Annotated in this window: 19 protein-coding genes and 1 pseudogene; 7 read left to right on the top strand and 13 right to left on the bottom strand. The window is 66.3% G+C overall.

Features of this window, described 5'->3' with window-relative positions; genetic code table 11:
• Positions 1 to 41: 41 nt before the first annotated feature.
• Entirely contained in the window at positions 42 to 263 is a 222-nt protein-coding gene (locus tag P5W99_RS21900; protein ID WP_434662920.1) for a hypothetical protein, read from the top strand.
• A 60-nt stretch (positions 264 to 323) separates the two neighbouring features.
• Here P5W99_RS21900 and P5W99_RS21895 read toward each other — a convergent pair whose 3' ends face one another.
• Together P5W99_RS21895 and P5W99_RS21890 are read right to left on the bottom strand one after the other, a co-directional pair.
• Complete coding sequence (locus P5W99_RS21895; protein ID WP_421027008.1) at positions 324 to 689, bottom strand: DUF488 domain-containing protein; 366 nt, start codon at positions 687 to 689, stop codon at positions 324 to 326.
• A gap of 24 nt (positions 690 to 713) precedes the next feature.
• A pseudogene (locus P5W99_RS21890) lies at positions 714 to 1328 on the bottom strand (uracil-DNA glycosylase family protein); the annotation flags it as partial.
• Positions 1329 to 1703: 375 nt separating this feature from the next.
• On the opposite strand from P5W99_RS21890, the gene hpnR reads away from it, so the two are divergent.
• A complete protein-coding gene (gene hpnR, locus P5W99_RS21885; RefSeq protein ID WP_434662917.1) occupies positions 1704 to 3248 on the top strand; it encodes a hopanoid C-3 methylase HpnR in 1545 nt (514 codons plus the stop codon).
• 1 nt (position 3249) lies between these two features.
• Here the strand turns inward: hpnR and P5W99_RS21880 are convergent, their stop codons facing one another.
• The 4 genes from P5W99_RS21880 to P5W99_RS21865 form a co-directional block, all read right to left on the bottom strand.
• A complete protein-coding gene (locus tag P5W99_RS21880; protein WP_421025494.1) occupies positions 3250 to 4011 on the bottom strand; it encodes a DUF4410 domain-containing protein in 762 nt (253 codons plus the stop codon).
• 198 nt (positions 4012 to 4209) lie between these two features.
• On the bottom strand, positions 4210 to 5550 hold the full coding sequence (locus tag P5W99_RS21875) for an ATP-binding protein (protein ID WP_421025493.1): 1341 nt from the start codon (positions 5548 to 5550) through the stop codon (positions 4210 to 4212).
• Between the two features lie 14 nt (positions 5551 to 5564).
• The gene (locus P5W99_RS21870) at positions 5565 to 6278 is read right to left on the bottom strand and encodes a response regulator (protein ID WP_213302789.1); all 714 of its coding nucleotides are present in this window, start codon (positions 6276 to 6278) and stop codon (positions 5565 to 5567) included.
• A 290-nt stretch (positions 6279 to 6568) separates the two neighbouring features.
• Positions 6569 to 7537 (bottom strand): hypothetical protein, encoded by a 969-nt coding sequence (locus P5W99_RS21865; protein ID WP_421025492.1) that lies wholly within the window; start codon positions 7535 to 7537, stop codon positions 6569 to 6571.
• Between the two features lie 265 nt (positions 7538 to 7802).
• Between P5W99_RS21865 and P5W99_RS21860 the strand changes: the two genes are divergently transcribed.
• Positions 7803 to 8717 carry a sterol desaturase family protein gene (locus tag P5W99_RS21860; RefSeq protein WP_421027007.1) on the top strand — a complete coding sequence of 305 codons (915 nt, stop codon included), beginning with the start codon at positions 7803 to 7805 and terminating at the stop codon, positions 8715 to 8717.
• A 69-nt stretch (positions 8718 to 8786) separates the two neighbouring features.
• Positions 8787 to 9497, top strand: a complete 711-nt coding sequence (locus tag P5W99_RS21855) for an SDR family NAD(P)-dependent oxidoreductase (RefSeq protein ID WP_421025491.1) — start codon at positions 8787 to 8789, stop codon at positions 9495 to 9497.
• A gap of 26 nt (positions 9498 to 9523) precedes the next feature.
• Here P5W99_RS21855 and P5W99_RS21850 read toward each other — a convergent pair whose 3' ends face one another.
• From P5W99_RS21850 to P5W99_RS21835, 4 genes are all read right to left on the bottom strand, one after another.
• Positions 9524 to 9883 carry a hypothetical protein gene (locus P5W99_RS21850; protein WP_434662912.1) on the bottom strand — a complete coding sequence of 120 codons (360 nt, stop codon included), beginning with the start codon at positions 9881 to 9883 and terminating at the stop codon, positions 9524 to 9526.
• 214 nt (positions 9884 to 10097) lie between these two features.
• On the bottom strand, positions 10098 to 11681 hold the full coding sequence (locus P5W99_RS21845) for a PepSY-associated TM helix domain-containing protein (protein ID WP_434662910.1): 1584 nt from the start codon (positions 11679 to 11681) through the stop codon (positions 10098 to 10100).
• Between the two features lie 107 nt (positions 11682 to 11788).
• Positions 11789 to 14188 carry a TonB-dependent receptor gene (locus tag P5W99_RS21840; protein ID WP_434662907.1) on the bottom strand — a complete coding sequence of 800 codons (2400 nt, stop codon included), beginning with the start codon at positions 14186 to 14188 and terminating at the stop codon, positions 11789 to 11791.
• A gap of 242 nt (positions 14189 to 14430) precedes the next feature.
• The gene (locus P5W99_RS21835; protein ID WP_421025487.1) at positions 14431 to 14772 is read right to left on the bottom strand and encodes a DUF2946 domain-containing protein; all 342 of its coding nucleotides are present in this window, start codon (positions 14770 to 14772) and stop codon (positions 14431 to 14433) included.
• 245 nt (positions 14773 to 15017) lie between these two features.
• Here P5W99_RS21835 and P5W99_RS21830 point away from each other — a divergent pair, with 245 nt between their 5' ends.
• Positions 15018 to 15356, top strand: coding sequence for a hypothetical protein (locus tag P5W99_RS21830; protein ID WP_434662905.1), 339 nt, complete (start codon positions 15018 to 15020; stop codon positions 15354 to 15356).
• Positions 15357 to 15403: 47 nt separating this feature from the next.
• On the opposite strand, the gene P5W99_RS21825 is transcribed toward P5W99_RS21830, so the two are convergent.
• From P5W99_RS21825 to P5W99_RS21815, 3 genes are all read right to left on the bottom strand, one after another.
• On the bottom strand, positions 15404 to 18877 hold the full coding sequence (locus tag P5W99_RS21825) for an ATP-binding protein (RefSeq protein WP_434662903.1): 3474 nt from the start codon (positions 18875 to 18877) through the stop codon (positions 15404 to 15406).
• Positions 18877 to 19539, bottom strand: a complete 663-nt coding sequence (locus P5W99_RS21820; protein WP_421027006.1) for a response regulator — start codon at positions 19537 to 19539, stop codon at positions 18877 to 18879. The genes P5W99_RS21825 and P5W99_RS21820 overlap by 1 nt, the downstream gene beginning before the upstream one ends.
• Before the next feature lie 215 nt (positions 19540 to 19754).
• The gene (locus P5W99_RS21815) at positions 19755 to 20231 is read right to left on the bottom strand and encodes a hypothetical protein (RefSeq protein WP_421025484.1); all 477 of its coding nucleotides are present in this window, start codon (positions 20229 to 20231) and stop codon (positions 19755 to 19757) included.
• Between the two features lie 354 nt (positions 20232 to 20585).
• Between P5W99_RS21815 and P5W99_RS21810 the strand changes: the two genes are divergently transcribed.
• Positions 20586 to 21176 (top strand): BPSL1445 family SYLF domain-containing lipoprotein, encoded by a 591-nt coding sequence (locus tag P5W99_RS21810; RefSeq protein WP_421025483.1) that lies wholly within the window; start codon positions 20586 to 20588, stop codon positions 21174 to 21176.
• Positions 21177 to 21400: 224 nt separating this feature from the next.
• Positions 21401 to 23557, top strand: coding sequence for a thiamine pyrophosphate-dependent enzyme (locus P5W99_RS21805; protein WP_421025482.1), 2157 nt, complete (start codon positions 21401 to 21403; stop codon positions 23555 to 23557).
• Position 23558: the final 1 nt, after the last annotated feature.

Below are 23558 nucleotides of genomic sequence, written 5' to 3'. Positions count from 1 at the left end.
TATGCTGGTTTCCACGGTGAGTCCTGAACAGGAGAGATTCGATGCTCAGTCATCACGAACTGGCGGCGCTGCTATTGATTCGCGACGCCAATGCGCCGCTTCAAACATTCGGTTCCGATTTTCTGGCGCTCGAGCGCTACCATCTCGTGGAGATGGACGAAGTCGGCGACGGCTGCGCCGCCCGCCTCACGACCCGCGGCAAGGAGTTGTTGCGGCGCCTGACACAAGGCAGCGGGCATGATTTCGATCTCGACGCATGCTAACCGGCGGCGCAGTTTTCCAGAATCCCGATCGATTCCAATCGACTCGGATTGCGCGCGCCCTTATTTGCGCCGCTTCTTCATCAAATAGTCACGCAACACGGTCGCGTTGTTGTTTTCGGTGTTGTGCGAACTAAACAGCAGCACCACCGGCTGCGCCTTGCTCGCCTTCGCAAGCGGCGCCCACGCAGCATGGTTTGCATCGAGTTCGGCGACGTAGCGCCGCGTGAATTCGTCCCACTGTTCCGGGTCTTTGTGGAACCACTCGCGCAGTTCCGTGCTCGGCGCGACGTCCTTCGCCCAGGTCACGCCCGCGAGTTTTTCCTTGCTCATGCCGCGCGGCCATAGCCGGTCGACCAGAAAGCACGCCTGTCTGTCTTCGGGCAGCGGTTCATAGACACGCTGGGTGGTGATCGCCGGTAGGGTCATGTTGCACTTCTCCTTGTGAGGCATCTTGGCATTCGTCTGCTGGGACGGCACCGACAGCGCATCGGCAACGCGCTCGCGCAGCGCGGGCAGCACGTCGCGCGCGAACCACGGATGCCGCTGGAGCCACGGCGTATTGCGCGGCGAGGGGTGGGGCAGCGGCACGAAGCCTGGGGCATAGTCGCGCCAGGCTTCCACGGTTTCGGTGAGCGAGCCCTTGCGGCGGCTGCCGAGAAAATAACGCTGGGCATACTGGCCGACCAGCAGCGTGAGGCGCACGTCGGGCATCAGCGGGAGCAGGCGTGTGTGCCAGAGGGGAGCGCATTCGGGACGCGGCGGGTTATCGCCGCCGCCCCCGCGCCCCGGATAGCAAAAGCCCATCGGCACAATGGCGATGCGCGCGGCGTCGTAGAACGTTTCGGCGTCGATGCCCATCCATTCGCGCAGACGCTCGCCGCTCGCGTCGTCCCATGGGATACCCGAGGCATGGACCTTCGCGCCGGGCGCCTGGCCCACGATCAGGAGCCGTGCGCTCGCGCTCGCTTGCAGCACCGGACGCGGACCGAGCGGCAGCGTGTCGGCGCAGATGCGGCAAGCGCGGATTTCGGTCAGCAGGCGCGGGAGCGAGCGGGTATTCGGCACGGTGGGACGGCGCTTCGACGAATTAATGTGCGGGAATTCCAGTCTATCAAAGCGCCGCTGCCTATCGTCCTTATCTCGGCGCTGACCTCGGCGCTGACCTCGGTGCTCCCTCGTGGCCTGGGCGTGCCGGCCCGGCCGGTCGGCACGGCGGGCATGAAGGACGATGGCGGCGTACAGCGCGAGCGCCGCTGCGCGAAGGCGCGTAGACTCGCACGGAGCAGCAGTGTCAGGGACGCGCTGGCCGCACGTTCGAGCCGCGCCGGCGCGACGAGAACCGTGAACGACACCGCGAGCGCCCCGCCAGGTTTGCACGAATCACATGAATCGCACGAGTCGTGCGTCGCTTCGGGCAGGCGCGCTTCGCAAGGAGGCTTCATGAGATTGCTGGCCGTCCACCCGAGCGGGCTGATGTACACGCGCGTGTTTCTTCGGCTCGAGCCGCTGGGTCTCGAATCGGTCGCCGGCACGGCGCGCGATGCGGGACACGAGGTGCGCCTCATCGACCTGCAGGTGCAAACCCATCGCGACCTGATGCGCATGGTGCGCGACTGGCAGCCCGAGGCGCTCTGTTTCTCGGGCAACTATCTGGCGAACATTCCCGAGATCGTCGATCTTTCCAGGGCTGTGAAGGCCGCGCTGCCCGCATGCTTCGTGTTCGTGGGCGGCCACAGCGTCTCGTTCACGGCGCACGATCTGCTGCGTCACGGTGAGGGCGCCATCGACTGCATTCTGCGCGGCGAGGGCGAGGCGTCGATCAATGCGCTGCTCGAAGCCGTTGCGCAAGGCGGCGATCTGCTCGCAGTGCCGGGCGTGGTGACGCGCGAAGGATCGGGTCCGCCGCCGCGCTTCGTCGAGCAGCTCGATCCCGTGCGGCCCGCGCGCGATCTGTTGCGGCATCGGCGCAAATATTTCATCGGCACGCTCGATCCGTGCGCCTCGATCGAGTTCGCGCGCGGCTGCCCGTGGGACTGCACGTTCTGCAGCGCGTGGACCTTCTACGGGCGCAGCTACCGCACCCGCAGTCCCGAGGTCGTGGTGGAGGAACTGGCGGCGCTGCGCGAACCAGGTGTCTTTATCGTCGACGATGTGGCCTTCGTGCACGCCGAGCACGGCATGGCGATTGCCGATGCGATCCGCCGGCGCGGCATCCAGAAGCGCTACTACCTGGAGACGCGCGGCGACGTGCTCCTGCGCAACAAGGCGGTGTTCCGCGCGTGGCAGGCGATCGGCCTGAAATACATGTTCCTCGGGCTCGAAGCCATCGACGACGAGGGCCTCAAGGCGTTTCGCAAGCGCATCAGTCTGGACCGCAATTTCGAGGCGCTCGAGTTCGCGCGTTCGCTCGGCATTACGGTCGCGATCAACCTGATTGCCGACCCGGACTGGGGCCACGCCCGCTTCGAGACGATACGCCAGTGGTGCATGGAGATTCCGGAGATCGTGAACATCAGCGTGAACACGCCGTATCCGGGCACGGAGAACTGGCAACACGAGACGCGGCGCCTGACGAGCCTCGACTACCGGCTCTACGACATCCAGCATGCGGTCGTGCCAACGAAGCTGCCGCTGCCCGAGTTCTATGCGGAACTGGTGCGCACGCAACAGGTTTTGAATCGCAAGCACATGGGCTGGACCGCGTTTCGCGGCGCGGCGGGGCAGGCGATGCATCTGCTGCTGCGCGGCCAGACCAATTTCGTGCGCATGCTGTGGAAGTTCAACTCGGTGTTCGATCCGCGTCTGCAACTCGCCGATCATGCGCGCGAGGTGCGCTACGAGATGACGCCGCCGCCCGCCGCGATGGGCGAGCGCGGGGTCGACATGAAGACGGTCTACATTCACGGGCCGACCGGGCGGCGCGGCCGCAAGATCGACGACGCCACCGAGAAGTTCGTCGACGAGACCCGCATGGATTTGGGCTGAATCACGCCGCCTTGCTGGCTGGCACCCAGCCGTATTGCGCGGCCGCCTGCGCGAGCTGCTTGGCGATCGAGTTCGCGAGCTTGCCCGCGTCGGCGGCAATCGTGTCGCGCTTCGATGCGCAGGCGCCGTGCAGTCCCGCGCCCGCCGCCGCCGATGCCGCAAGGTGGCCCGCCGCCGCACCCGCGCCCGCAGTTTCCGCCATGCCGGGCATATAGCCGCTGTTCGCGCTCGTCTCGAAGGTGGCGATCGATTGCGGCGCGCCATGCGCCGGCAGGTACGACACGGCGATGGTGGCGTCCACTTCGCTCTTGCCCGCACCGAGTCCGATCAGCGCGCGGCGCCGGCGGCTGCCTGCATCGACGGTATCGATGCGGCCTTCGACCACGATGGCGTCGCGGCCCGCCGGCACGGGGCCGTCGACGCGCACCGCGGGCAGCCCCATCTTCTGCAACTGCGCGACGATGTCGTCGGCCAGCTTTTCGCGCGCCGCGAGCGCCACTTGCTGCTGTTGCTGCGCCGACGACTCGCCGCTCGACATCGTCTTGAGCCGCTGCGCCATGCCGCTGTCGAGCTTCACGAGTTCGGGCGAGATCTCGAACGCGCAGACGTAGATGACCTCGGCGTGCACTTGCGGCAGCGCAGCGGCGGCTTGCAGCGGGCTCGCAGCCGAGGCGCAGCCTGACGCGAGCAGCGAGCCCGCGAACAGCGCAGCGCCGGCGAACCGGCGGGTCTTGTTGAGGAGGGAGGGGAAGAGCGTATTCATGTCGGGTCGCCTGGATGCTGGATTCGATATCGACGGTTAATCAGGATATCGAAATATCGCGATGGGTTCGTGAGGGCTGCCTGAGCGGCTTGCCTGCATTCGCCTGATTATTCAGGTTGCAGCGCGTGTCACTCGGCACAGGCGCAAGTATGCGGGGGAGTCAGTGGGTGCGCCACGCGCAAATTATGTCGCTCGATGTCATCGGCGCGCGTCGGCGTCGTGAATCGGCAGCTTCACCACGGCTTCGAGTCCACCGCCCGCACGGTCGGTGAAGGTGAGCGAACCGCCGTGCTGCCGCGCGATGCGTTCGACGATGGCGAGCCCGAGGCCGGTGCCGCCCGCGTGGGTGCGCGCGTTGGTGCCCCGGCTGAAGGGCGCTTTGAGCCGCTCCAGTTCTTCGGCGCGGATGCCGCCGCCACGGTCGCAGATGGCCACGCAAGCGTGGCCGTCCGCCTGCCACGTGCGCACGCACAGGCCCGTGCGCCCGTAGACGACGGCGTTTTGCATCAGGTTCATCAAGAGACGCATGATGGCCACGGGCCGGAACGCGAAGCAGGGCAGCGCGCATTCCTCGAAGTCGAATTCGTGACCGAGCCCCGCGAAGTCGGCCACGAGCTGGCCCGCGAGCGCGTTGAGGTCGCCTGGCTGCGGGGCTTCGCGCTCGCCGCTGCCCGCGTAGTCCATGAACTGCTGGAGGATCGTGTCGATGTGGTCGAGATAACCCTCGGCCGCGTCTACGAGCTTGTCGTTGGTGCCGCGCGGCAGCGCCATCGCAAGTGCGAGGCGCAGTTTCGTGAGCGGTGTGCGGATGTCGTGGGACACGCCCGCGAGCATCAGCGCACGCGTCGCATCGGCCTGTTGCAGCGCGGCGGTCATCTGATTGAAGGCCTGGCTGACCTCGGCGATCTCGGTCGGGCCGTCGGTGGGCAGCGGCGCGGGCGCTTCACCGGCGCTGACATGGCGCGCCGCGTGCGCCAGATCGCCGAGGGGGCGGTTCAGATGCAACTGGATCAGCCAGCCCGTGAACGCCGCGAGCAGCGCGAGACCGATCGACAACACGATGGCCGCGGCGATGCCGCTGGCGCGCGCATCGGCGCTCATCGGCAAGGCAACCCAAATGGGCTCGCCCGCCGCGTGCATGCGTATCCAGAGGCGCTCTTCGTCTGATGATTCCCAGCGCACGGGCATGTCGGCGGGCAGGTGGCGCTGAAGCGCCGTGATGAAGACGTCGCGCTGCCACGTCTGGAAAACATGGAGCAGACTCGCGCCCGGCGGATCGAGGTTCGCCACGTGTGCGGCGGGGGCCGTGCGGTGTTCGTTCAGGCGCGCGGCGCTCGCGCGGCTTTCGGCGGGCGGCAACGCGGCGAGCGTGCTGTCGAGCAGCTTGACGTAGTCCGCGAAGATGATCGAGGCGCGCTCGATGCGCGGGCGTTGCACGAAATGCAGCAGCGCGCCGAACGAGCACAGCTGGGTGAGCGCGACGAGCGCCACCAGCAGCGCGATGTTGCGCGAGAGGAGCGAGCGTGGCAGCCAGCGCATGAACGTCGCGGGGCTCAGGACTCGACGCCGGCCACCAGCATGTAGCCGAGACCCCAGACGGTCTTGATGAAGCGCGGCTTGGCGGGATCTTCCTCGACGATCTGGCGCAGCCGCAGGATCTGCACGTCGACGCTGCGGTCGAGTGCGGCATGGTCGCGTCCGCGTGCGCGCGCGAGCAGGTTCTCGCGGCTCACGGCGCGGTTCGGCGAGGAGCCGAGCGCATGCAGCAGAAGCATCTGCGCCGAATGAATTTCGATGGGCACGCCATCGCGCAGGAGCGTTTGCTGGCCGACGTCGAAGACGAAGCTGCCGAAGCGCAGCCGCTGCGTCGTGACGGTGGGGTCGCCCGCGGCCATCTTCTGGCGGCGCAGCAACGCTTTCACGCGCGCGACGAGTTCGTCGGGCAGAAAGGGCTTGGCGAGGTAGTCGTCGGCGCCGGTTTCGAGGCCGATCACCTTGTCGGCGGCGTCGCCCTTGGCCGTGAGCATCAGGATCGGCAGTGTGTGGCCTTCCGCGCGCAGGCGGCGGCAGACGCTCAGGCCGTCCTCGGGCTCCATCATCAGATCGAGCACCAGCAGGTCGTAGGGCTCGCGCTGCAGCATGCGGTCGAGCCGCTTGCCGTCGGCGACGGCGCGCACTTCGAAGCCATGCCCGCTCAGGAAGCGCTGCAGCATGTTGCGCAGCTCGGCTTCGTCGTCGAGAACGAGAATCCGGTTTGCCTGCTCCATGGACCGCCTCCTGCGGTGGTTGCGGTGCGCCGATGTTTCGAAGCATCCGGCGTGTGGCCGGAGCGCAATGATCAGGGGTGCTACCGGACCGCGCCGGCTTCTACGATATTAGGCGAGTTGGCGCGGCCCGAACGTCGCCTCGCGAACGTTCAGGGGTGGTCCGCGCGCTTGTGCGCGGCGGGCCACACCGCGCACGTCGGCGCGAACGGGCGTTGCGCGTTAGCGCGAGGCGCGGTTGCTGATCAGGCCATCCCTCAGGTCGTTAATCAGGTCGTTAATCAGGTCGTCAATCAGGCCCAGTGCGCGGGCACCCATACGCCGCCAGCCCAGTGAGCCGGCACCCAGATCGCGCCGCGCCGCGCGGGCGCAACGTAGACGGCGCGCGGTAGCGGGCGGGCGGCATACACGACCTTTGGCGCAGGCGGCGCGACGTAGACGACTTTGGGTGCGGGCGGCGCGACATACACGGGCTTGGGCGGCGGGGGCGCAACATACACGGTCTTGGGCGCCTGAGCGACGACGACAGTGTTCTGCGCGGGCGGCGGGGCCACGTAGACCGCGCTGGTCGTGGGCGCCGGCGCGACGACCACCGGAGCCGGTGCCACTGCAACCGCGCCCCCGCCCTGGACGACCGTAGCGCCACCGGTCACAACCGTGCCTTCCCGAACGACGGTAGACCCGCCCGACGTCGTCACTACTCCCGGCGCGACGCGGGTGGCGCTGCCCGAGTGCGTAACCGTGCCACCCGCCGTGCCGGTGTCCGTGCCCGAGCGATAGCAGGTCGAGCCCGCACAATTCGTCGAAGCGCTGTGGCTAATGCTATTGCCGTTCGCGGCCGTGATCGTGCCATTCGACGAATACTGGCCCGGCGCGGTGCGCGTCACGCTGCCCGAGGTCGATGCGCTGCGGCCGTCCTCGCCCGACATCGTGCCAGTGTGCGAGCAGGTGCCGCCGGCGCAGCTCGTGTCGCCGGCATGCTCGACCGAACGCCCGTTCGGGCCGACTGCCGTGCCGGTGTTGGAGAACTGCCCCGGCGCGGTGCGCGTGACGGTCCCGGTATTGGTGGCGAGGCCGCCCCATGGGCCGACCACGCCGCCCGCATGCGAGCAACTGCCGCCGCCGCACGAGGCATAGTGCGCGCCGTTATAGGCGCCGTGCGGCGTGTAGGCGGTGCCGTGGGCCGCCCAGCCCGCGAAAGCCGGTGCGCTGGCGAGGGCGAGGAGGGAGGCGGCGAGGAGAGAGCGGGTCAGCGATTTCATTTGGGATCCTTGCGGTTCGGTTCGGTGCACGCATCGGCGTGTCAGCGGAACGAACTATAGGGCGGTCCCTGCCGCGAGTCTCGTGCAAAACCATGTCGCGGTGTTACACCGTGCGCGCGCGACATGCGGCGACATAATTTGTGAGTGGTTCTCGGCGTCCGGCGCTTTTAAAGTGCCCTTCATCCGACGCGACACGCAGGGCAGCAGCGAGCGACGCGTCCTTTCCAACATCGCGCCATGCGCTTTCATTCGCACACTGCTTACCATGCTCTCCACAGGAAAAATTTCGTCATACGTAACGCTCCTTATCGTCGCGGCCTCGCTGATCGAGGCCGGGGTGCTTGCGTTTCGCAAACGCTGTAACGGCCAGGTCCCATTCGACTGGTCCGAAGTCTGGCTCTCGCTCGCCGATCTCGTCGGACGAAAACTGTTCGCGCTTCTGCCAGTTTCGCTCGCCGCGCCGGTGTTTCATTTCGCGTGGGCGCACCGGCTTTTCACGCTCACGATCGATAACGTCCTGCTCGTGCTGCTCATCTTCGTCGGCCAGGAATTCTGCTATTACTGCTATCACCGCGCCTCGCACCGCATGCGCTTTTTTTGGGCATCGCACGCGGTCCACCATTCGCCCAATCAACTGACGCTGTCGTCCGCGTATCGCCTCGGATGGACCAGCAAGCTCGCCGGTCCAGTCGTGTTCTTCGCGCCGCTCGTCTGGCTCGGCGTGCGCCCCGAGATTGCGGTCGCGATGCTCTCGTTCAACCTGCTTTATCAGTTCTGGCTGCACAACACCTGGATGCCGAAGCTCGGCTGGCTCGAATACGTGTTCAATACGCCTTCGGCGCATCGCGTGCATCATGCGTCCAATGTCGATTACCTCGATGCGAACTATGGCGGCGTGCTGATCGTGTTCGACCGCCTGTTCGGCACCTATGTGCCAGAGCGCGCCGACGAGCCATGCCGCTACGGGCTCGTCACGCCCACGCGCTCGCGCAATCCGTTCGTGGTCGAGTTCGAGCACTGGACGAGCCTCGCGCGTGACATCGCCGCCGCGCCCGACTGGTGGACCGCCGTGCGCCACATGATCCTGCCGCCGGGCTGGCGTGCGGATGGCACGGGCGAAACCACGGAGGCGCTGCGCAGGCGCAGCCTGGCGGCGGCGCAGCCCGAGTCGCGCCTCTGATACGCTGCTGCCGGAATGTCCAACCTAGGGTTCGGCATGAGCCGAACCCACGACTCGCAGGAACTCAACATGGAAGACTCAGTGAAGGGCAAGGCGGTGGCGGTCACCGGCGGATTCGGCAGCCTTGGCATGGCGAGCGCGCAATATCTCGCGGCGCGCGGCGCGCGCGTGGCGCTGATCGGTCGGGGCGCGGCGCCCGGCGATGACGCCTGGCCCGCGGCGCTGGCCCAGGCGGTGCGCATCGGCGGCATCGACCTCGTCGACGCGGCGGCGGCGAAGCAGGCGCTGGAGACGGCAAGCCAGGCGCTGGGCGGTCTCGATGCGCTCGTCAACATCGCGGGTGCGTTCCGCTGGGAGACGATCGCCGATGGCGACGTGCGCACGTGGGACCTGATGTTCGATCTGAACGTGAAGACGGCGCTCAATGCGTCGAAGGCGGCCCTGCCGCATCTGCTCGCGCGGGGTGCTGGACGCATCGTGAACATCGGTGCGGGCGCGGGGCGCAAGGCCGGGCTCGGCACGGGCGCCTACGCGGCATCGAAGGCGGGTGTGGCGCGGCTTACCGAGGCGCTGGCCGAGGAACTCAAGGACCAGCGCGTGACCGTCAATGCGATTTTGCCGAGCATCATCGACACGCCGCAAAACCGCGCCGAGATGCCCGACGCCGATTTCACGCGCTGGGTGCAGCCCGATGAAATCGCGGCGGTGATTGCGTTTCTGCTTTCCCCGGGCGCCAGCGCGGTGACGGGCGCGGAGATTGCCGTGAATGGGCGGGTATGACGGGGTTCGCACTGGGTGACGCGGGGCTAGTGCCGGCCGCCGTGTCCACCGCCGCCTTGCCAGGTGCCGCCGCCGTGCCAGCCTCCACCACCGCCGTGCCAGCCACCGCCGCCTCCGTGCCAGCCTCCACCGTGCCAACCGCCGCCATGCCAGCCACCGTGCCAGCCGTGGTACGGGTAGCAGCATCCGCCCCCGCCCCAGTAGGCGAAGCCAAAGCTAGGCCCGTAGTAGTAAGCGGGGTAGCCGCCATAGGGGTAACCGTAAGCGTAGGGATAAGAGTAGCCATAGCCATATGTGGAATCGTAATAGCCGGGATACCCGGGGTAAGGCGCGACGCATCCTGCAAGCGTCGCAGCCATCGCCAATGCGAAAATGAGCCGGAACACAGTGGTCTCCTGACGATCGGGGCCGGAGCAAAACTGCACGCCCTGATTTCATGCAAGGCCTCGATACTGCTTTGACACCCGATTGCGGACGGGGATCAAGAGCAATTGTGTCCTCAGATTACCGCAGCACGCCTGACATCGCTCAAATGAGATTTGGCGCGCCCGTGGCGAGTGGGGCATGGCGGTCGCGCAGCCCTCCTGCGACGACCACTCGTCAGGAAGACGAAAGAGTGTTCGTGCGGCCGAAAGCGAGCCGATCGAGCACCCATACGGCCACGATCGTCGCGCCCATCAGCGGAAAGATCACGCCGAGCATGGCGAGACCGGCCCTCCAGGCACGCATGGGCGGCGCGGCGCGCTCGCGCGAAGGCGCGCCGAGTCCACCGGCCGTGCGTGACGAGTTGGCCGGGCGGGCAGGGCGACGCAGCCACCACATGACGAAGCCAGTGACGGCAAGCGCCGCGAGCCCGAGCGAGATCGCCGCGCAAATCAACTGGTTCGCAAGGCCGAAGTAGCGGCCCATATGCAGCGACGTGCCATACGCAACAGCCTGCGAGACCACGCCGTAATCGCCGTAGCCGATGTCCTTGAGCACCTTGCCGCTGTACTGGTCGATATAAACCGTGCGCTCCTCTTGCGGGTCCGCGGGAAAGTACGAAACGACGTAGACACCCGTTGCCGTGGCGGGCAGCGCGACGTCGTAACCGCTCTGCACGCCGAGCTTACGCATTTGCGCGATCACCTGGTCGAGCGTCCAACGCGAGACGGGCTGCGTGCGCGCGCCGGGCGACTGCGGCACCGGGACCGCGCCCACGGCCCATGGCACGTTGGGCAGCGGCAGGTCGTCCATCACCATGCCAGGCATCGACGCCATGTCGTGGCCCGCGTGATCGGCGTGGCTGCCGGGCGCTGCATGCGCCGTGCTTCGCGCCGCATTTTGCCCACCCTGCAGCGTCGATTGCAACGGCAGGCCCCCACCCCATGCGCCGCGCGGCGCACCGAGACTTGCGCGGGTTGCGAGCGCCTTGAACTGTTTGCCCCACGAGCCCGTCCACGGCAGGCCGCTCACGACGAACAAGAGCGCGCCCACCGCAAGCCAGATGCCGATGGTGCTGTGCACGCTCTTCCAGAACGGCCGGCCCGTTGCGCCGAAGCGCGGCCACAGCGCCGCGCGTATCGTTGCCAAACCGGTGCCCGCACCCGACGCGGTGTTCGACGTTTCCCCTGCGGCCCCCAGCGCGCGCGACTGCCGTGGCCACCAAAGCGCGACGCCGGTGACGATCATCACGAGCGTCCAGCAAGCGGCCAGTTCCATCAGCAGTTCGCCAGTTTTGCCGAGCAGCAGCTTGCGGTGCAGCATGCGGTCCATCTGCATGAAGCGGCTTTCCACGTCGAGCGAGCCGAGCACTTCGCCGCTGTACGGGTTCACATAGACGCTCTCCTTGACGCCGCCGGCGCGCGCGAAAACAAACTCCGCGCTGCGTGCGGGATTCGCTTCGACATGCGCGCGCAACATGCGCGCGCCCGGCGGCATCGCGTCTCGCGCACGCGCGAGCAAGGCATCGGCGGGCAGGCGCGGCGTCGCGGCGGGCGCGACCACGAGCCGGTGCGGATACAGCAGCGGCTCGATCTGCGGCTGGAAGCAATAGATCGTGCCGGTGATAGCGAGCACGATCAGAAACGGCATGACGAACAGGCCGGCATAGAAATGCCAGCGCCATAGCGTGCGATACCCTGGATGAACGGCGCCGGCAGTACGGGCGACGCGCGTGGCGGAGGCAGGCAGCGTGGCGGACATCGGGTGCTCCTTGTGGTCCGGTGGTGCGTCGCCATGGGCGCAGCGTTGGACCAGCAGTGATGGTGATTGAAGCCGCGAGTGCGGCAATGGCGATTGCATGCGTTCGCTCACAGCCCGAGCTTCGCCCCGACGTAATATGTGCGGCCCGGATACGGGTGATAGACGAAGTAGCGCGCGTCGAACAGGTTGTCGATGCCCACGCCAATCTCGCTCTTCTTCGTGGGCCGGAACGTGTATTTGATGTCGGCGACCGTGTACGTGCTCGTGCCGCCGAACACGTTCGGGTTGGTGTCGGCGTTGGTGAGCGTGTTGTACTGGCGGCCAGAATAGCGGGCTGCGAGCGTGAACGCGCTCTTCGCATCGAAGCGGTAAGTCGCGATGAGATTCGCGCGCCAAAGCGGAATCCGGTAGAAGTACTTGCCCACGCTCGCCGGGTTCTGCGCGTTTTCGAGAATCTTCGACTGCGTGTACGCCACGTTTGCAGCAAGGTCGAGGCCTTGCCAGATCACGTCCTGCCCCTGATAGCTCGTCTCCACGCCGCGCGAGCGTACCTTGCCGATGTTCTGGAAGCTCGTCACGTTCGGAATCACCGTGGTGTCGGTCTGGCTGAAGATCGTGTTCTTTACGTCATCCTGAAAGATCGTGAAACGCCATAGGCCATTCCAGTGTGCCCATTCGGCGGTGAGTTCCTTCGAGAGATCGTCCTCGGGGCGCAGGTTCGGATTGTTATTGACAATGGACGAGCCGTTTACCTGCCCCTGGAACAGTTCGCTCACGGTAGGGAAGCGATACGCGCGTGCAATGGAGGCGCGCAGCGTGAGGTCGTCGGTGACGTCCAACGACAGCGAGGCCTTCGGCGAGACGTGATGATCGCCTGCGTCCGGATAGGGTGCGCTCGATGCACCGAGCGATTGATAGCCGTCATAGGCGCGCCAATCTTCGTAGCGCGCGCCAACGACGAGCTTCCAGCGCGGCAGGAAGCGCCACGCGTCTTGCGTGTAGAACGCTTGCGTGCCGGTCTTGCCCGCGAACGCGTTGGCGAAGCTGCTCGCGCCGCCATCGCGCCAGGTGAGCGTGTTCCAGGTCTGGTTGTCGGTGAAATAGTTCTCGTAGTGGTAGCCGAAGCTGAGCCAGTGTGCCGCGAGGCCCGCATCGGGCCGCCTGGGCGTCCATGTTGCCTTGAGGTCGAGCGTCTTCCAGCCGGTCCCGTCGCCGAGCGTCATCGTACCAGGGCCGTCGCCGGCGCCGCCGGCATTGGCGTTGCGCGCGACGCTATTGCTCACGTCGTAGTACGAAGCAATGGCCTCGGCGTTCCAGCCGCTCGCCTGATGTGTGCGCAGCGAGACGCCATAGAGCCAGTTTTCGCTCGCGCCGCGGCTGGGCGCGAGCGCTGCCGCCGGGATGTTGTACTCGTAGCCGTCTATCGAAACCTTGCCGCTGTACACCGGGTTGCCGTTGGCGTCGTAGAGGAAGGTCGAGGTCTGGCTGTCGTAGGTGCGGTGCCAGTAGCCGAGCGTCACGCCGCCCCGCACGGTGGGCGTGAAGTCGTATTGCATGCGCAGCTTGAGCTGCTCCTGGACCGTGTGCTCGATGCCTTCTCCGTTCACGCCCAGCACTGCCGTGGGCACGTTGGTCTGGTTGTTGTAGAAGTCCGCGCCGTGCACGGGAATGGCGCCGGGCTTCGCGGGTGTTTTCGACTGCGCGAGCGTGGCGAACTGCAGCGGCTGGCTCGTGTTCTCGAGGTGATTGACGCCGAGCAGGTACGAGAACTTGCCGATCGTGTCGCCCACCGAGGCGCTCATCTCGCTGCCGTTGAAATTCTGGTTCACGCCGTAGAGGCTGAAGTGCTGCGTGAACGCCTTGACGTCGGCGGTGGCTTCGAACTGCTTCGGCATGCGCGTCGTGATCAGCACCGTGGCGCCGAGCGAGTTGCCTGCGTAGAGCGCCGAATAGGGTCCGTAGATCACGTCCACCTGCTGGATCTGGTCGGGAAACACCATCGACCAGCGCGGCGGGAAAGCGTAGCCGTTGCCGAGCAAATTCGACACCAGCAGGCCATCGGCATAGACGAGGCCGCGCGCGCTTTGCGTATTGCTCGTACCACGCACGGCGATGATCGAATTGAGGTCGCCGATGAAGCGCTTGCGCACCGCGAGGTTCGGCATGTACTTGAGCACGTCCTCGGTGTTGACGACGCTCCAGTGGCCGAACTGCTGCGGCGTGACAGTCTCCAGTGTGGCCGGCAGGTTTGGATCGACGGCGGGCGTAGCGGCGGCGCTCGTGCTGCTGCTCGTGGCGCTCACGGTGACGGTGGGCAACGTGGCTTCGTCCGTGGCCGCGAACGATGCAGCAGGCGCGAGCGATGCAAGCAACGATAGCGGCACGAGACCAGACGGTGGCTTGAAACGTGGCTTGAAATACGACTTGAACCAGGGTTTGACGGGCGTGCGAGGGCGCGCATGCAGGTGCGTGCGAATGCGCGCGCCGCGCGGAGCGGGCGTGAACATAACGAAGTTTCCCAAATGCGATGAACGTGCGGCCACGTGAGCGCTACGCCTTTCGCCGCGAGCGGGATGGCGCGTGCTGCGCGTATCGAAGCGCGCGTTTGAACGCACACACGGCGACGTGCGCTGCCGTTGCGAGCGGCAACGCAGGCGCGGGCGCCTTTGTCATGGATCCGCGCAGGCAGCGGCGAAGCGTGAGTGTGAGTGCGGGAAAAACGCGAACCGGTGGCCGGTGACGGCTGGGCTCAGGAAACGAACGGGGGATCGCGCGGCCTGCCTGAAGGGAAGGCGCCGAACGGCGTGTGGCGGGTGGAGAGCGGCGCGACGCGATCGAGCGTCGCCACGAGTGCGCGCGACGGCTCGGGCAAAGGAACACCCGGCATCGCGACATGATGTTCGAGCAGATCGCAGTATCCGCACGCGCCGAATGCATCGGCATGCGAAAGATGCGGCTCGCCGGAAGCCGGCTGGATCGCCGAGCAGAGCGCGGCGTCAGGCACGTGCGCGTAGTGCGCGGCAACCAGCTGACTCACGAGCGGCGCGAGCACGATGAGCCACATGGCGACGAGGCCAAGCCATGTGGTCAATAGTTTGTGCTTGCGTGGATTCATGACGGAGCGAACGAAATGCGCGGCGCAGTCTACCACGACGCGCGCGCATTGCGGGCCCCCGACGGCACGCTGAAGATGGTCATAAGCCGTGGCGTATCGAGTGCGGAAATCGGGCCGATGCGGCGTTTTCGAAGGCGTTCTATGGCTCGCATCGAGGCAGTGAGCGACCATGGTCGCTGTCTGTAACGCTTATGGCGCCGCCTTTTGCGCGGCGAACGATCATGCCCGTCTTTTCAACGCGCCAGGCGCCCAGCCTGAGATGGATGGCCCGCACCGCCGAACCTTGCGGCGTGCGCGCGCCTCGTCCTGATGACGCCGCGGCGCTGAACGCTGCACCGCACCCGCGCGAGATCGGCGTGCGGACGCCCCGTTGCGGCATCGAATTGCCCGACGGGTATGCGCTGCGTCTCGAAGCGCGCACGCATGCAACGCCGCACAGCCCCATCGGCTGCCCGCTGGAGGCAAGCGTGCTGCGCCAGTGGTGCGTGCGCAATCTGCAAGGCGATTGCCCCGCGCAGGCGCAGCCCACACCCCCCGCGTTTCTTCAGAAGCACGTTTGAACCCGCAGCGCGGCGGGTTTGGTCCATGTCAGGCCAATCACGCGGATTCACGCTGAATCTCGCATCGCGGCCTGCTCGCGCAGCGCCTCCAGTTCGGCCACCACCTCCTCCGAAAAAGCGCTGACCTCGTCGGTCCACTGGCCGGCTTCGCGCAGCGTCGCGCGCAATTCCAGACAGGCTTCGTTGAGCATCGACGGTCCCAGCACGGCGAGGCCGCCCGAGACGCGATGCGCCCAGTCGCGCAGGCGCTGGAAATCGTGCGTGGCCGCAATCCGCGCATAGTCGGCGATATCGTGATCGGCTTGCTCGACGAAGAGCGGCGCGAGCGCAGACGACAAGACAGGAAAGCGCGGCAAGTCCGCTTCATCGTCGATCGCATCACTCAGGTCGCTCATATCGCTTATGGTGTTCTGGTGGTTTTTTTCGGGCTGAACCGGTGCGGGAGGAACGATGGCATCTTGCGCCGTGTCCGGCAGATGCTCGGCGACGTCGGCGAGCACGCGCGCGAGCGCCGCGAGCGGCACCGGCTTGCTCAGATAATCGGTGAAGCCGGACAGGCGGCCTTGTGCGATTTGTTCGGGCAGCGCATTGCCGCTCACCGCGTAGACGGGCAGCGCCGCGCGCTTCGCGCGCGCGGCCTGCAGCAACTCATAGCCATTCATCTTCGGCATGTTGAGATCGGTGAGCACCACGTCGACATGCACGTCATCGAGCCGCGCGAGCGCTTCTTCGCCGTCCTTCGCTTCGGTCACGTTCGCCCCCAGCGTGCGCAGCTGATCGCGCAGGAGACTGCGGTTGAGCAGATTGTCTTCCGCGATCAGCACGTTCAGCCGCCGGAATTCGCTGTTTTGCAGCGCTTGTGAAGCGGCGGCGCCCGCAGTCCCCACAGTCCCCACAGCCCCCACAGCCCCCACAGCCCCCACAGCCCCCACAGCCCCCACAGCCCCCACAGCGGGCGCCGCCTGGTTCCCTCCATGCCCCGCCGCATCGGACCGGGCGCGCAGCATTTGCGTGGCGGTGCGAATGCCCGCAAGACTGTACAGGCTCACTTCCACGCCGCCGTCTTCGCGGGCAAGCGGCACGAGCGGCCCGTCCTGGCTCAGCCAAATAACGTCGGCCATGCTGCCCCACAGGCGTTGCACATCGTCGGCCGAATACTCGCCCGTCACCAGCAGATAGTCCCATGCGCCTTCGCGCGGCGGCGGCTCGCTCGCGCTCAGCCAGGTGGGCGCGCTGACCTTGGGGTCGAAGAGATTCGTGAGCCATTCGTGGTTCTCGGGCGCACGGCACAGCATGGCCGGATGCACTTCGGGCAAGGTCCATTCCTTTCCGGCGGGGGTCGCGTCGCTCACACGCAGCGGCAGCGTGACGATGACGCGCGTGCCCACGCCTAGCGTGCTTTCCACTTCGCAGCGCCCGCGCATGAGTTTCGCGAGGCGTCCGCAGATCGACAAGCCGAGGCCGGTGCCGCGCGCCTCGGTGAGCCGGTGCTCGTCGCCTTGCGTGAACGGCTGGAACAGGCGCGCCTTGAGGGACTCGGGCATGCCCACGCCCGAGTCGGCCACGCTGATTTCGAGCGCGTCGCCGCGCCAGTTCGCGCGCAGCACGACCTTGCCCGAATGCGTGAACTTGAACGCATTGCTCAAGAGGTTATTGACGATCTGCGCGAGCCGCACGGAGTCAAAATAGAGCCGCGCGGGAATCGCGCGGTCCACCACGAGATAGAACGGCAGCTGCGAGCGCGCGGCAAGTGGCGCATGGGTGAGCGCGATGCGCACGAGCAGCGCGGCGATTGATTCGGGTTCCTCAGAAAGCGTCATCGCACCGACGTCGATCTTCGAGAAGTCGAGCACGTCGCTCACGATCTGCAGCAGCTCCGAGGAGGAGACCTGCATGGCCTGCACGCGCGCTTCCTGCTCGGGCGCGAGCGGCCCGCGCGCCACCAGCTCGATGTTGCCGACGAGCGAGGCAAGCGGCGTGCGGATTTCGTGGCTCATTGCCGCGAAGAAGCTCACTTTGCCGCGCGCGGCTTCGTCGCTCGTGCGCTTCGCTTCGCGCAGCAGGCGCTCGGCCTCGTGGTGCTTCGACATGTCGGCGAAGGCGCAGAACATGACGTCCTCGCGGTTCATGGAAGCTGGCGCGTACGTGATCTCCAGATGCACGCTGTCGCCGTCTTCGCGCACGAGCGAGAACGGCAGGACGTAGATGGGCGTGTCGCCGGCCGTCGATGGCGCATGGGGCATATGTTTCTCGAACTCGACACACAGCGCGGCGGGCAGCCGCGTGGCGTGCTCGTCGAGGCCGAGCACGTTGCGCACAATCTGGTTCGCGATCACGATTTCGAAGTCGCGCTGCCGCACGATGCACAGGCCCACTGGCGTGGCATGCACGAGCAGGTGGTTGAGCAGTTCGCCTTCGAGCGCGCGCGTGGCTTCGCCATAGGTGCGCTCGAGCACGTGCCGGTTCCAGTAGCGCGAGAGTGCCACGAGCAGCGCGAGCAGCGCCGCCGTCATCAGCAGGATAATGACGAGCGGCATGCGGATCCGCGCGAGCTCGGCGCCCCAGGACAGCGCGAGCGTGTAATGGCCAAACCCGTATTCGAGCGGCTGCTCGCGCAGCGCCCAGCCGAAACGCGGCAGCAGATGAAAGCGCTCGACGGGCAAGGTCGCGACCACCCGGTCGACGTATTGCGCGGCGGGCGCGGACAGCGTGCTGGCCAGCAACGTGCCGTCGCCGTCGAACAGGGTCGGCTCGATAGTCGATCCGTCCGGCGCTTGCGCTTTCGGCAGCTCGTCGAGATCGATGCTAGTTATCACCAGCGCATAAGGTTCGTTATCCTTGAGAACGGTGCCCGCCGCCAGCACGAGCCGAGGCGCGAAGCCGAGCCCGGCAGGCGGGCGGAACCAGGTCACTTCGCGCCAGGTCCGCGGATCCTTCGGGTCGGTGCCGCGTGCGCTCATGCGCAGCAGCGCCGCGTCCACCAGCACGCGCGCGTCATCCTCGCCGTTGCGCAATGCCTCGGCCCCGTTCTGCGCACTGTGCGGCTGGGGCGCGAGCTGGTGACTCCAGGCGGCGCTGCCGTCGAGGAGCACGATCAGCATCGGCGCATTCTCGTCGATGCGCGAAGCCATTTGCGCGGCACGCTCGCAGAACGTACGCAGGGCCGGCGCCGACTCGCCCGCGCCAAAGACCGGCGTGCAGCGCGGTGGCGCTTCGGTTACGGGCTGCGGCGTGAACATCCCGGCCTCCTGGAGCGTGAACAGCAAGCGCAAGCTCGACAGGAGGGAATAGCGCTGCGCCACCAGCTCGTTCGTTTGCGCCGTGACGGCGCGCAGTTGAGCGGCCTGGCTCGAGAGCGACGCCGCGCCAATGCTGAGCGCCGTGACGATTGCCGCAACGAGCCCGGCGAATGCGAGCATCGCGATCAGCATGGCGAAGACGCGCCGCTCGCGCTTCAGGTTGCGCTCGAGCGCCCTGAGCGCATCGAGGGGCGAAACCACCGAGCCGATGCGCCGTTCCATTATGCGAATCCGTTTTCGCTCGCGTAGCGGATCAGATCGGCATTCGATTCGAGGTGAAGTTTGCGCATGGCCGCGCGCTTCTGAGTGGCGACGGTCGTGACCGAGCGGCTCAGGCGCCTGGAGATTTCGGTGACGCTCAGGCCGAGCGCAAACAGGCGCACGACTTCGAGTTCGCGCGGCGAAAGCGGGTTGGTGCGGCGGAATTCGTCGGCGGTCGAGCCTTCCGTGGCGAGCCGCTCGGCTATGCGCGCGGAGAGCGTCGTGCCGGGCTCGACGAGCGCGCGCTGGCAGACTTGTGCGAGCGTGGGGATCGGTTCGTCCTTGCCAACGAGGCCGGCCACGCCCAGCTCGGCGAGTTCGTGCAGAATGCCGCCGTTGGTGAGCATCGTGAACACGACGAGAGGAATGTCCGGATAGAGCCGGCGCAAGCGGCTGATGAGACGCAGCCCGTCTTCGTCCTCGATCTCGCCCTGCATCGAGAAGTCCGTGACGATGAGATCGCAAGGGGTGCTGCGCAATGTATCGAGAAGCTCGGCGCCTGACCCGGCGGTCGCCACGACCTTGTGTCCGGGTATCTGGTCCAGGTAGTCGGTGACGGCGGTGAGCACGACCGGGTGGTCGTCGGCCACCACGATCCGCAGTTCTTGTGTCGCGTTCGTCATGAGCGTGAGCGTATTGCCTGGATTCGCAGTGTGGAGAAAGTGCATGGCAGCAGCGCTATGGATCCCGCGGCGATGCATGATGCTTATCTCATTGTATGTCAGTGGTTTATCTGAATTATTGTAGGGTGTCTCTGGGTTTTGCGTCGGAATATGTCCTCTCAGGGCGTTTGAATGTTGCGGGGCTGTGCCCGGCGCGTGCATGGCTCGCGACAGGATCAGTGCCGGGCTTGCAGGCGCTCGCTGCCGATGCCATGCGCATCGTCGCTGTTGGCGACCTGGCAGCGCGAGTGGAAGCAGGCGACCGAGAAACGCGCGTCACCGCCCGACGTCGTGGAGCAAGCCTGACTGCATGAGCGCGTGGGCATTTGCGCGAACTGCAGTGGCACGTGGCGCAAGCGCGGCTGCCTGGGGGGCGGGGATTCTATGTGGCGAGCCACAAAGGCGCGCCGAGGCCTCGTGTTGGCGAGGCAAAACATGATGGCGCCTGCTGCCATCGCCCAACCGAGCGCGCCGCACGCTGCCATCAGCCAGAAGGTGGAGGCGGGCTCGTGCCAGAGCAGAAACAGCAAGGCGAAGAAGGCCACATAGAAGAACGGCAGGAGATAGATCCCGATGTCGCTCGCCCATTCGCAAGCGCGCGAGATCCACGACGCGGCGCAACGGTTCCAATGAAGGTGGGGAGCGGCGGACATGGTGGTATCTGATTCGAGATGGCTGGGTGCCGGGTGTGGCGTTGATCGCGTCATGTCTCGACTGTATCGACTCAGGCTGACAGAGAAAATCGGACGATTTCGAGAAACGGACTGACAGCGCCGAAGGCCGCCGAGTGATGTCACACGGCCGAAGGACAATGATGTTGCGTTGCGACATTACAGGCCTGCGAGCAGCGGCGCCGTGATCTTTCGAAGGGAGGATGCGAACTCGATGCGCGGCGCATTGTCCTATACCGCCAGGAGAGGCAGGCGGCCTCGCACGCTGTCTCGTGGCGCGTCGCGCAGCATTTGCGCACGCGCTTTTTCGTAGAACCGTTCAGACAGGAATACTTCATGCGCCGACGTCAATTTCTTCTCGGCTCCAGTGCCGCGCTTGCCGCAAGCGGTTTCGCTCTCGCCGGCTGCACGACAACCCCGCTGGGTTCGGGAGACAGCGCCAGCCAGAACGCAGCGCGCCGCAGCTCCATCGATGCGGGCGTGGACGCCACGCTCGCGCGCCTCTACGGCACCGTGGCCGGGTCGCGCGAGCTGCTTGCGAAGGCGAGCGGCGTGCTCGTGTTCCCGAGCGTGATCTCGGCGGGGTTCTGGTTCGGCGCGCAATACGGCACCGGCGCGCTGCGCGTGAACGGGCGCACCGACGGCTACTACAGCACGCTGGGAGGCTCGTTCGGCCTGCAGATCGGTGCGCAATCCAAGGCCATCGTCTTTGCGTTCATGAACCAGGGCGCGCTCAACGATTTCGTTAACAGCCAGGGCTGGTCGGCAGGCGCCGACGCCACGGTTGCGCTCGTCACCGTGGGGGCGAACGGCAATGTCGACACCTCGACGGCAACCAGTCCAGTCGAGGCGTTCGTGCTGACCAACGCCGGCTTGATGGCCGGTGTCTCGCTCGAAGGCGTGAAGGTCTCGCGGCTGGTGATCTGATCGCCGCTTGAGCGCCGCTTGGCTCATGCAGCCGGCAAAATAGTGCCGGCTGCATGAAAATGCACCTCAGGCGGTCGTACCCTTTCTTATGCAGCGGCGTGCCGTCGGGTGCCGCTTTGCCGGGTTATCCATGATTTTGGAAATATTTATATCTAAATTACAATGACCCGGCACGCGGCACGAATGTGCGCGGCGGCAGAGGGCGATCAACGAAGGGGGCGGTCATGGCGGAGCGGTCGTTTGTCGAGGAAGTGAAGAAACTGCGTCTCGGCGCAGGTGAGGTGTTCAGCGGCGAAGGCATTCTTGCCGTGACGAAGGCGCTGCTCGAATCGGGCGTGGCCTATGTGGCCGGCTACCAGGGCGCGCCGATTTCGCACCTGATGGACGTGCTCGCGGACGCGCAGGACATCCTCGGCGATCATGGCATCCGCTTCGAGAACAGCGCGAGCGAGGCCACCGCCGCGGCGTCGCTGGCCGCCTCCGTCAACTATCCGCTGCGCGGCGCGGTGACCTTCAAGGCCACGGTGGGCACCAACGTCGCGTCCGACGCGCTGGCGAATCTCGCCTCGGGCGGCGTGACGGGCGGGGCGCTCATCATCGTCGGCGAAGACTACGGCGAAGGTTCCTCTATCATGCAGGAGCGCAGCCACGCATTCGCGATGAAGTCGCAAATCTGGCTGCTCGATCCGCGCCCCAATCTACCCTCGATCGTGCAGGCGGTGAAGGACGGCTTCGACCTTTCGGAGGCGAGCCACACGCCCGTCATGCTGCAACTGCGCATTCGCGCGTGCCATGTGCACGGCCAGTTCGTGGCGTCCGATAACCGCCGCTCGGCTTTCACGATCAAGGACGCGCTCGAGCATCCGGTTCGCGATGTCGAGCGCATCGTGCTGCCGCCCGCGAGCTTTCTGCACGAGCGCGAGAAGATTCACGAGCGCTGGCCGGCCGCCGTGCAATTCATCGAAGAGCGACAACTCAACGAATTTTTCTCGGCCGACGCGCGCGATATCGGCATCGCGGTGCAGGGCGGCAGCTACAACACGGTGCTGCGCGCGCTCGAACGGCTGGGTCTCGCCGATGTCTACGGCGAATCGGCCATTCCGCTTTATGTGATGAACGTGGCATACCCGCTCATCGATTCGGAGTGGGAACGATTCTGCGCGGGCAAGCGCGCAGTGCTCGTGATCGAGGAAGGGCAGCCGAACTTCGTCGAGCAGAACGCGAGCGCGATCCTGCGCCAACGCGGCGTGGGCGCCGCGCTGCATGGCAAGGACATGTTGCCGCTCGCCGGCGAATACAACACGGCCACGGTAATGAAGGGGCTGCGCGCGTTCTTCGAGCGCTATGGCGTGCTCGAACCGCTAGCGGCGCCGCGCAAGGTGATTCCGGTGAAGGCCGTGCCCGCCGAGGAAACCGTGCCCGCGCTCGACGCCAGCGTGCACGCGCGCCCGCCCGGCTTTTGCACGGGCTGCCCCGAACGCCCTATCTTCACGGCGATGAAGCTCGTCGAGCGCGAGTTGGGTCCGCACCACGTGAGCGCCGACATCGGCTGTCACCTGTTCTCGATCCTGCCGCCCTTCAATCTGGGCGCGACCACCATGGGCTATGGGCTCGGCAGCGCGAGCGCGTCGGCGCTCAATGCGAGCGCGGACAAGCGCGCCATTTCGGTGATGGGTGACGGCGGCTTCTGGCACAACGGCCTCACGAGCGGCATTGCCAACGCGGTCTTCAACAAGAGCGACAACCTCACGATCGTCGTCGACAACAGCTATACGTCGGCCACGGGCGGCCAGGACATTCTTTCGTCGACGGCGCTCAACCCCACGCGCAGTACGGGCCACGAAATCGAGCAGGCGGTGCGCGGCGTGGGCGTGAAGTGGGTGAAGGCCGTGCGCCGCACCTACGACCTCAAGACGATGATGGCGACGCTCAGGGAAGCGCTCACCACGGGCGAGAAAGGCCCCAAGGTGCTGATCGCGCAGAGCGAATGCATGCTGAACAAGCAGCGCCGCGAAAAGCCGAAGCAGCGCAAGGCGATTGCCGCCGGCGAGCGCGTGGTGCGCGAGCGCTTTGGCGTCGATTCGGATACCTGCACGGGCGATCACTCGTGTATCCGCCTCTCGGGATGCCCGTCGCTATCGATCAAGCCCAACCCCGATCCGCTGCGCACCGATCCGGTGGCAAGCGTGCTCGACAGTTGCGTGGGGTGCGGTTTATGCGGCGAGGTTTCGCACGCGGCCGTGCTGTGCCCGTCGTTCTACCGCGCGCAAATCATCAGCAATCCTTCGAAAATGGACAAGCTGCGCCAGCGCGTGCGCAACGCCGCGATCGGCTGGCTGCAGCGCCGTGAAGCGCGCCGCCGTGCGCGTTATGCCTTCTGAG

The organism is Paraburkholderia sp. A3BS-1L (genome assembly GCF_051125215.1).
Classification (GTDB): domain Bacteria; phylum Pseudomonadota; class Gammaproteobacteria; order Burkholderiales; family Burkholderiaceae; genus Paraburkholderia.
The sequence above is the reverse complement of the archived record's forward strand: the minus strand, read 5'-3'. Positions and strand labels throughout refer to the sequence as shown.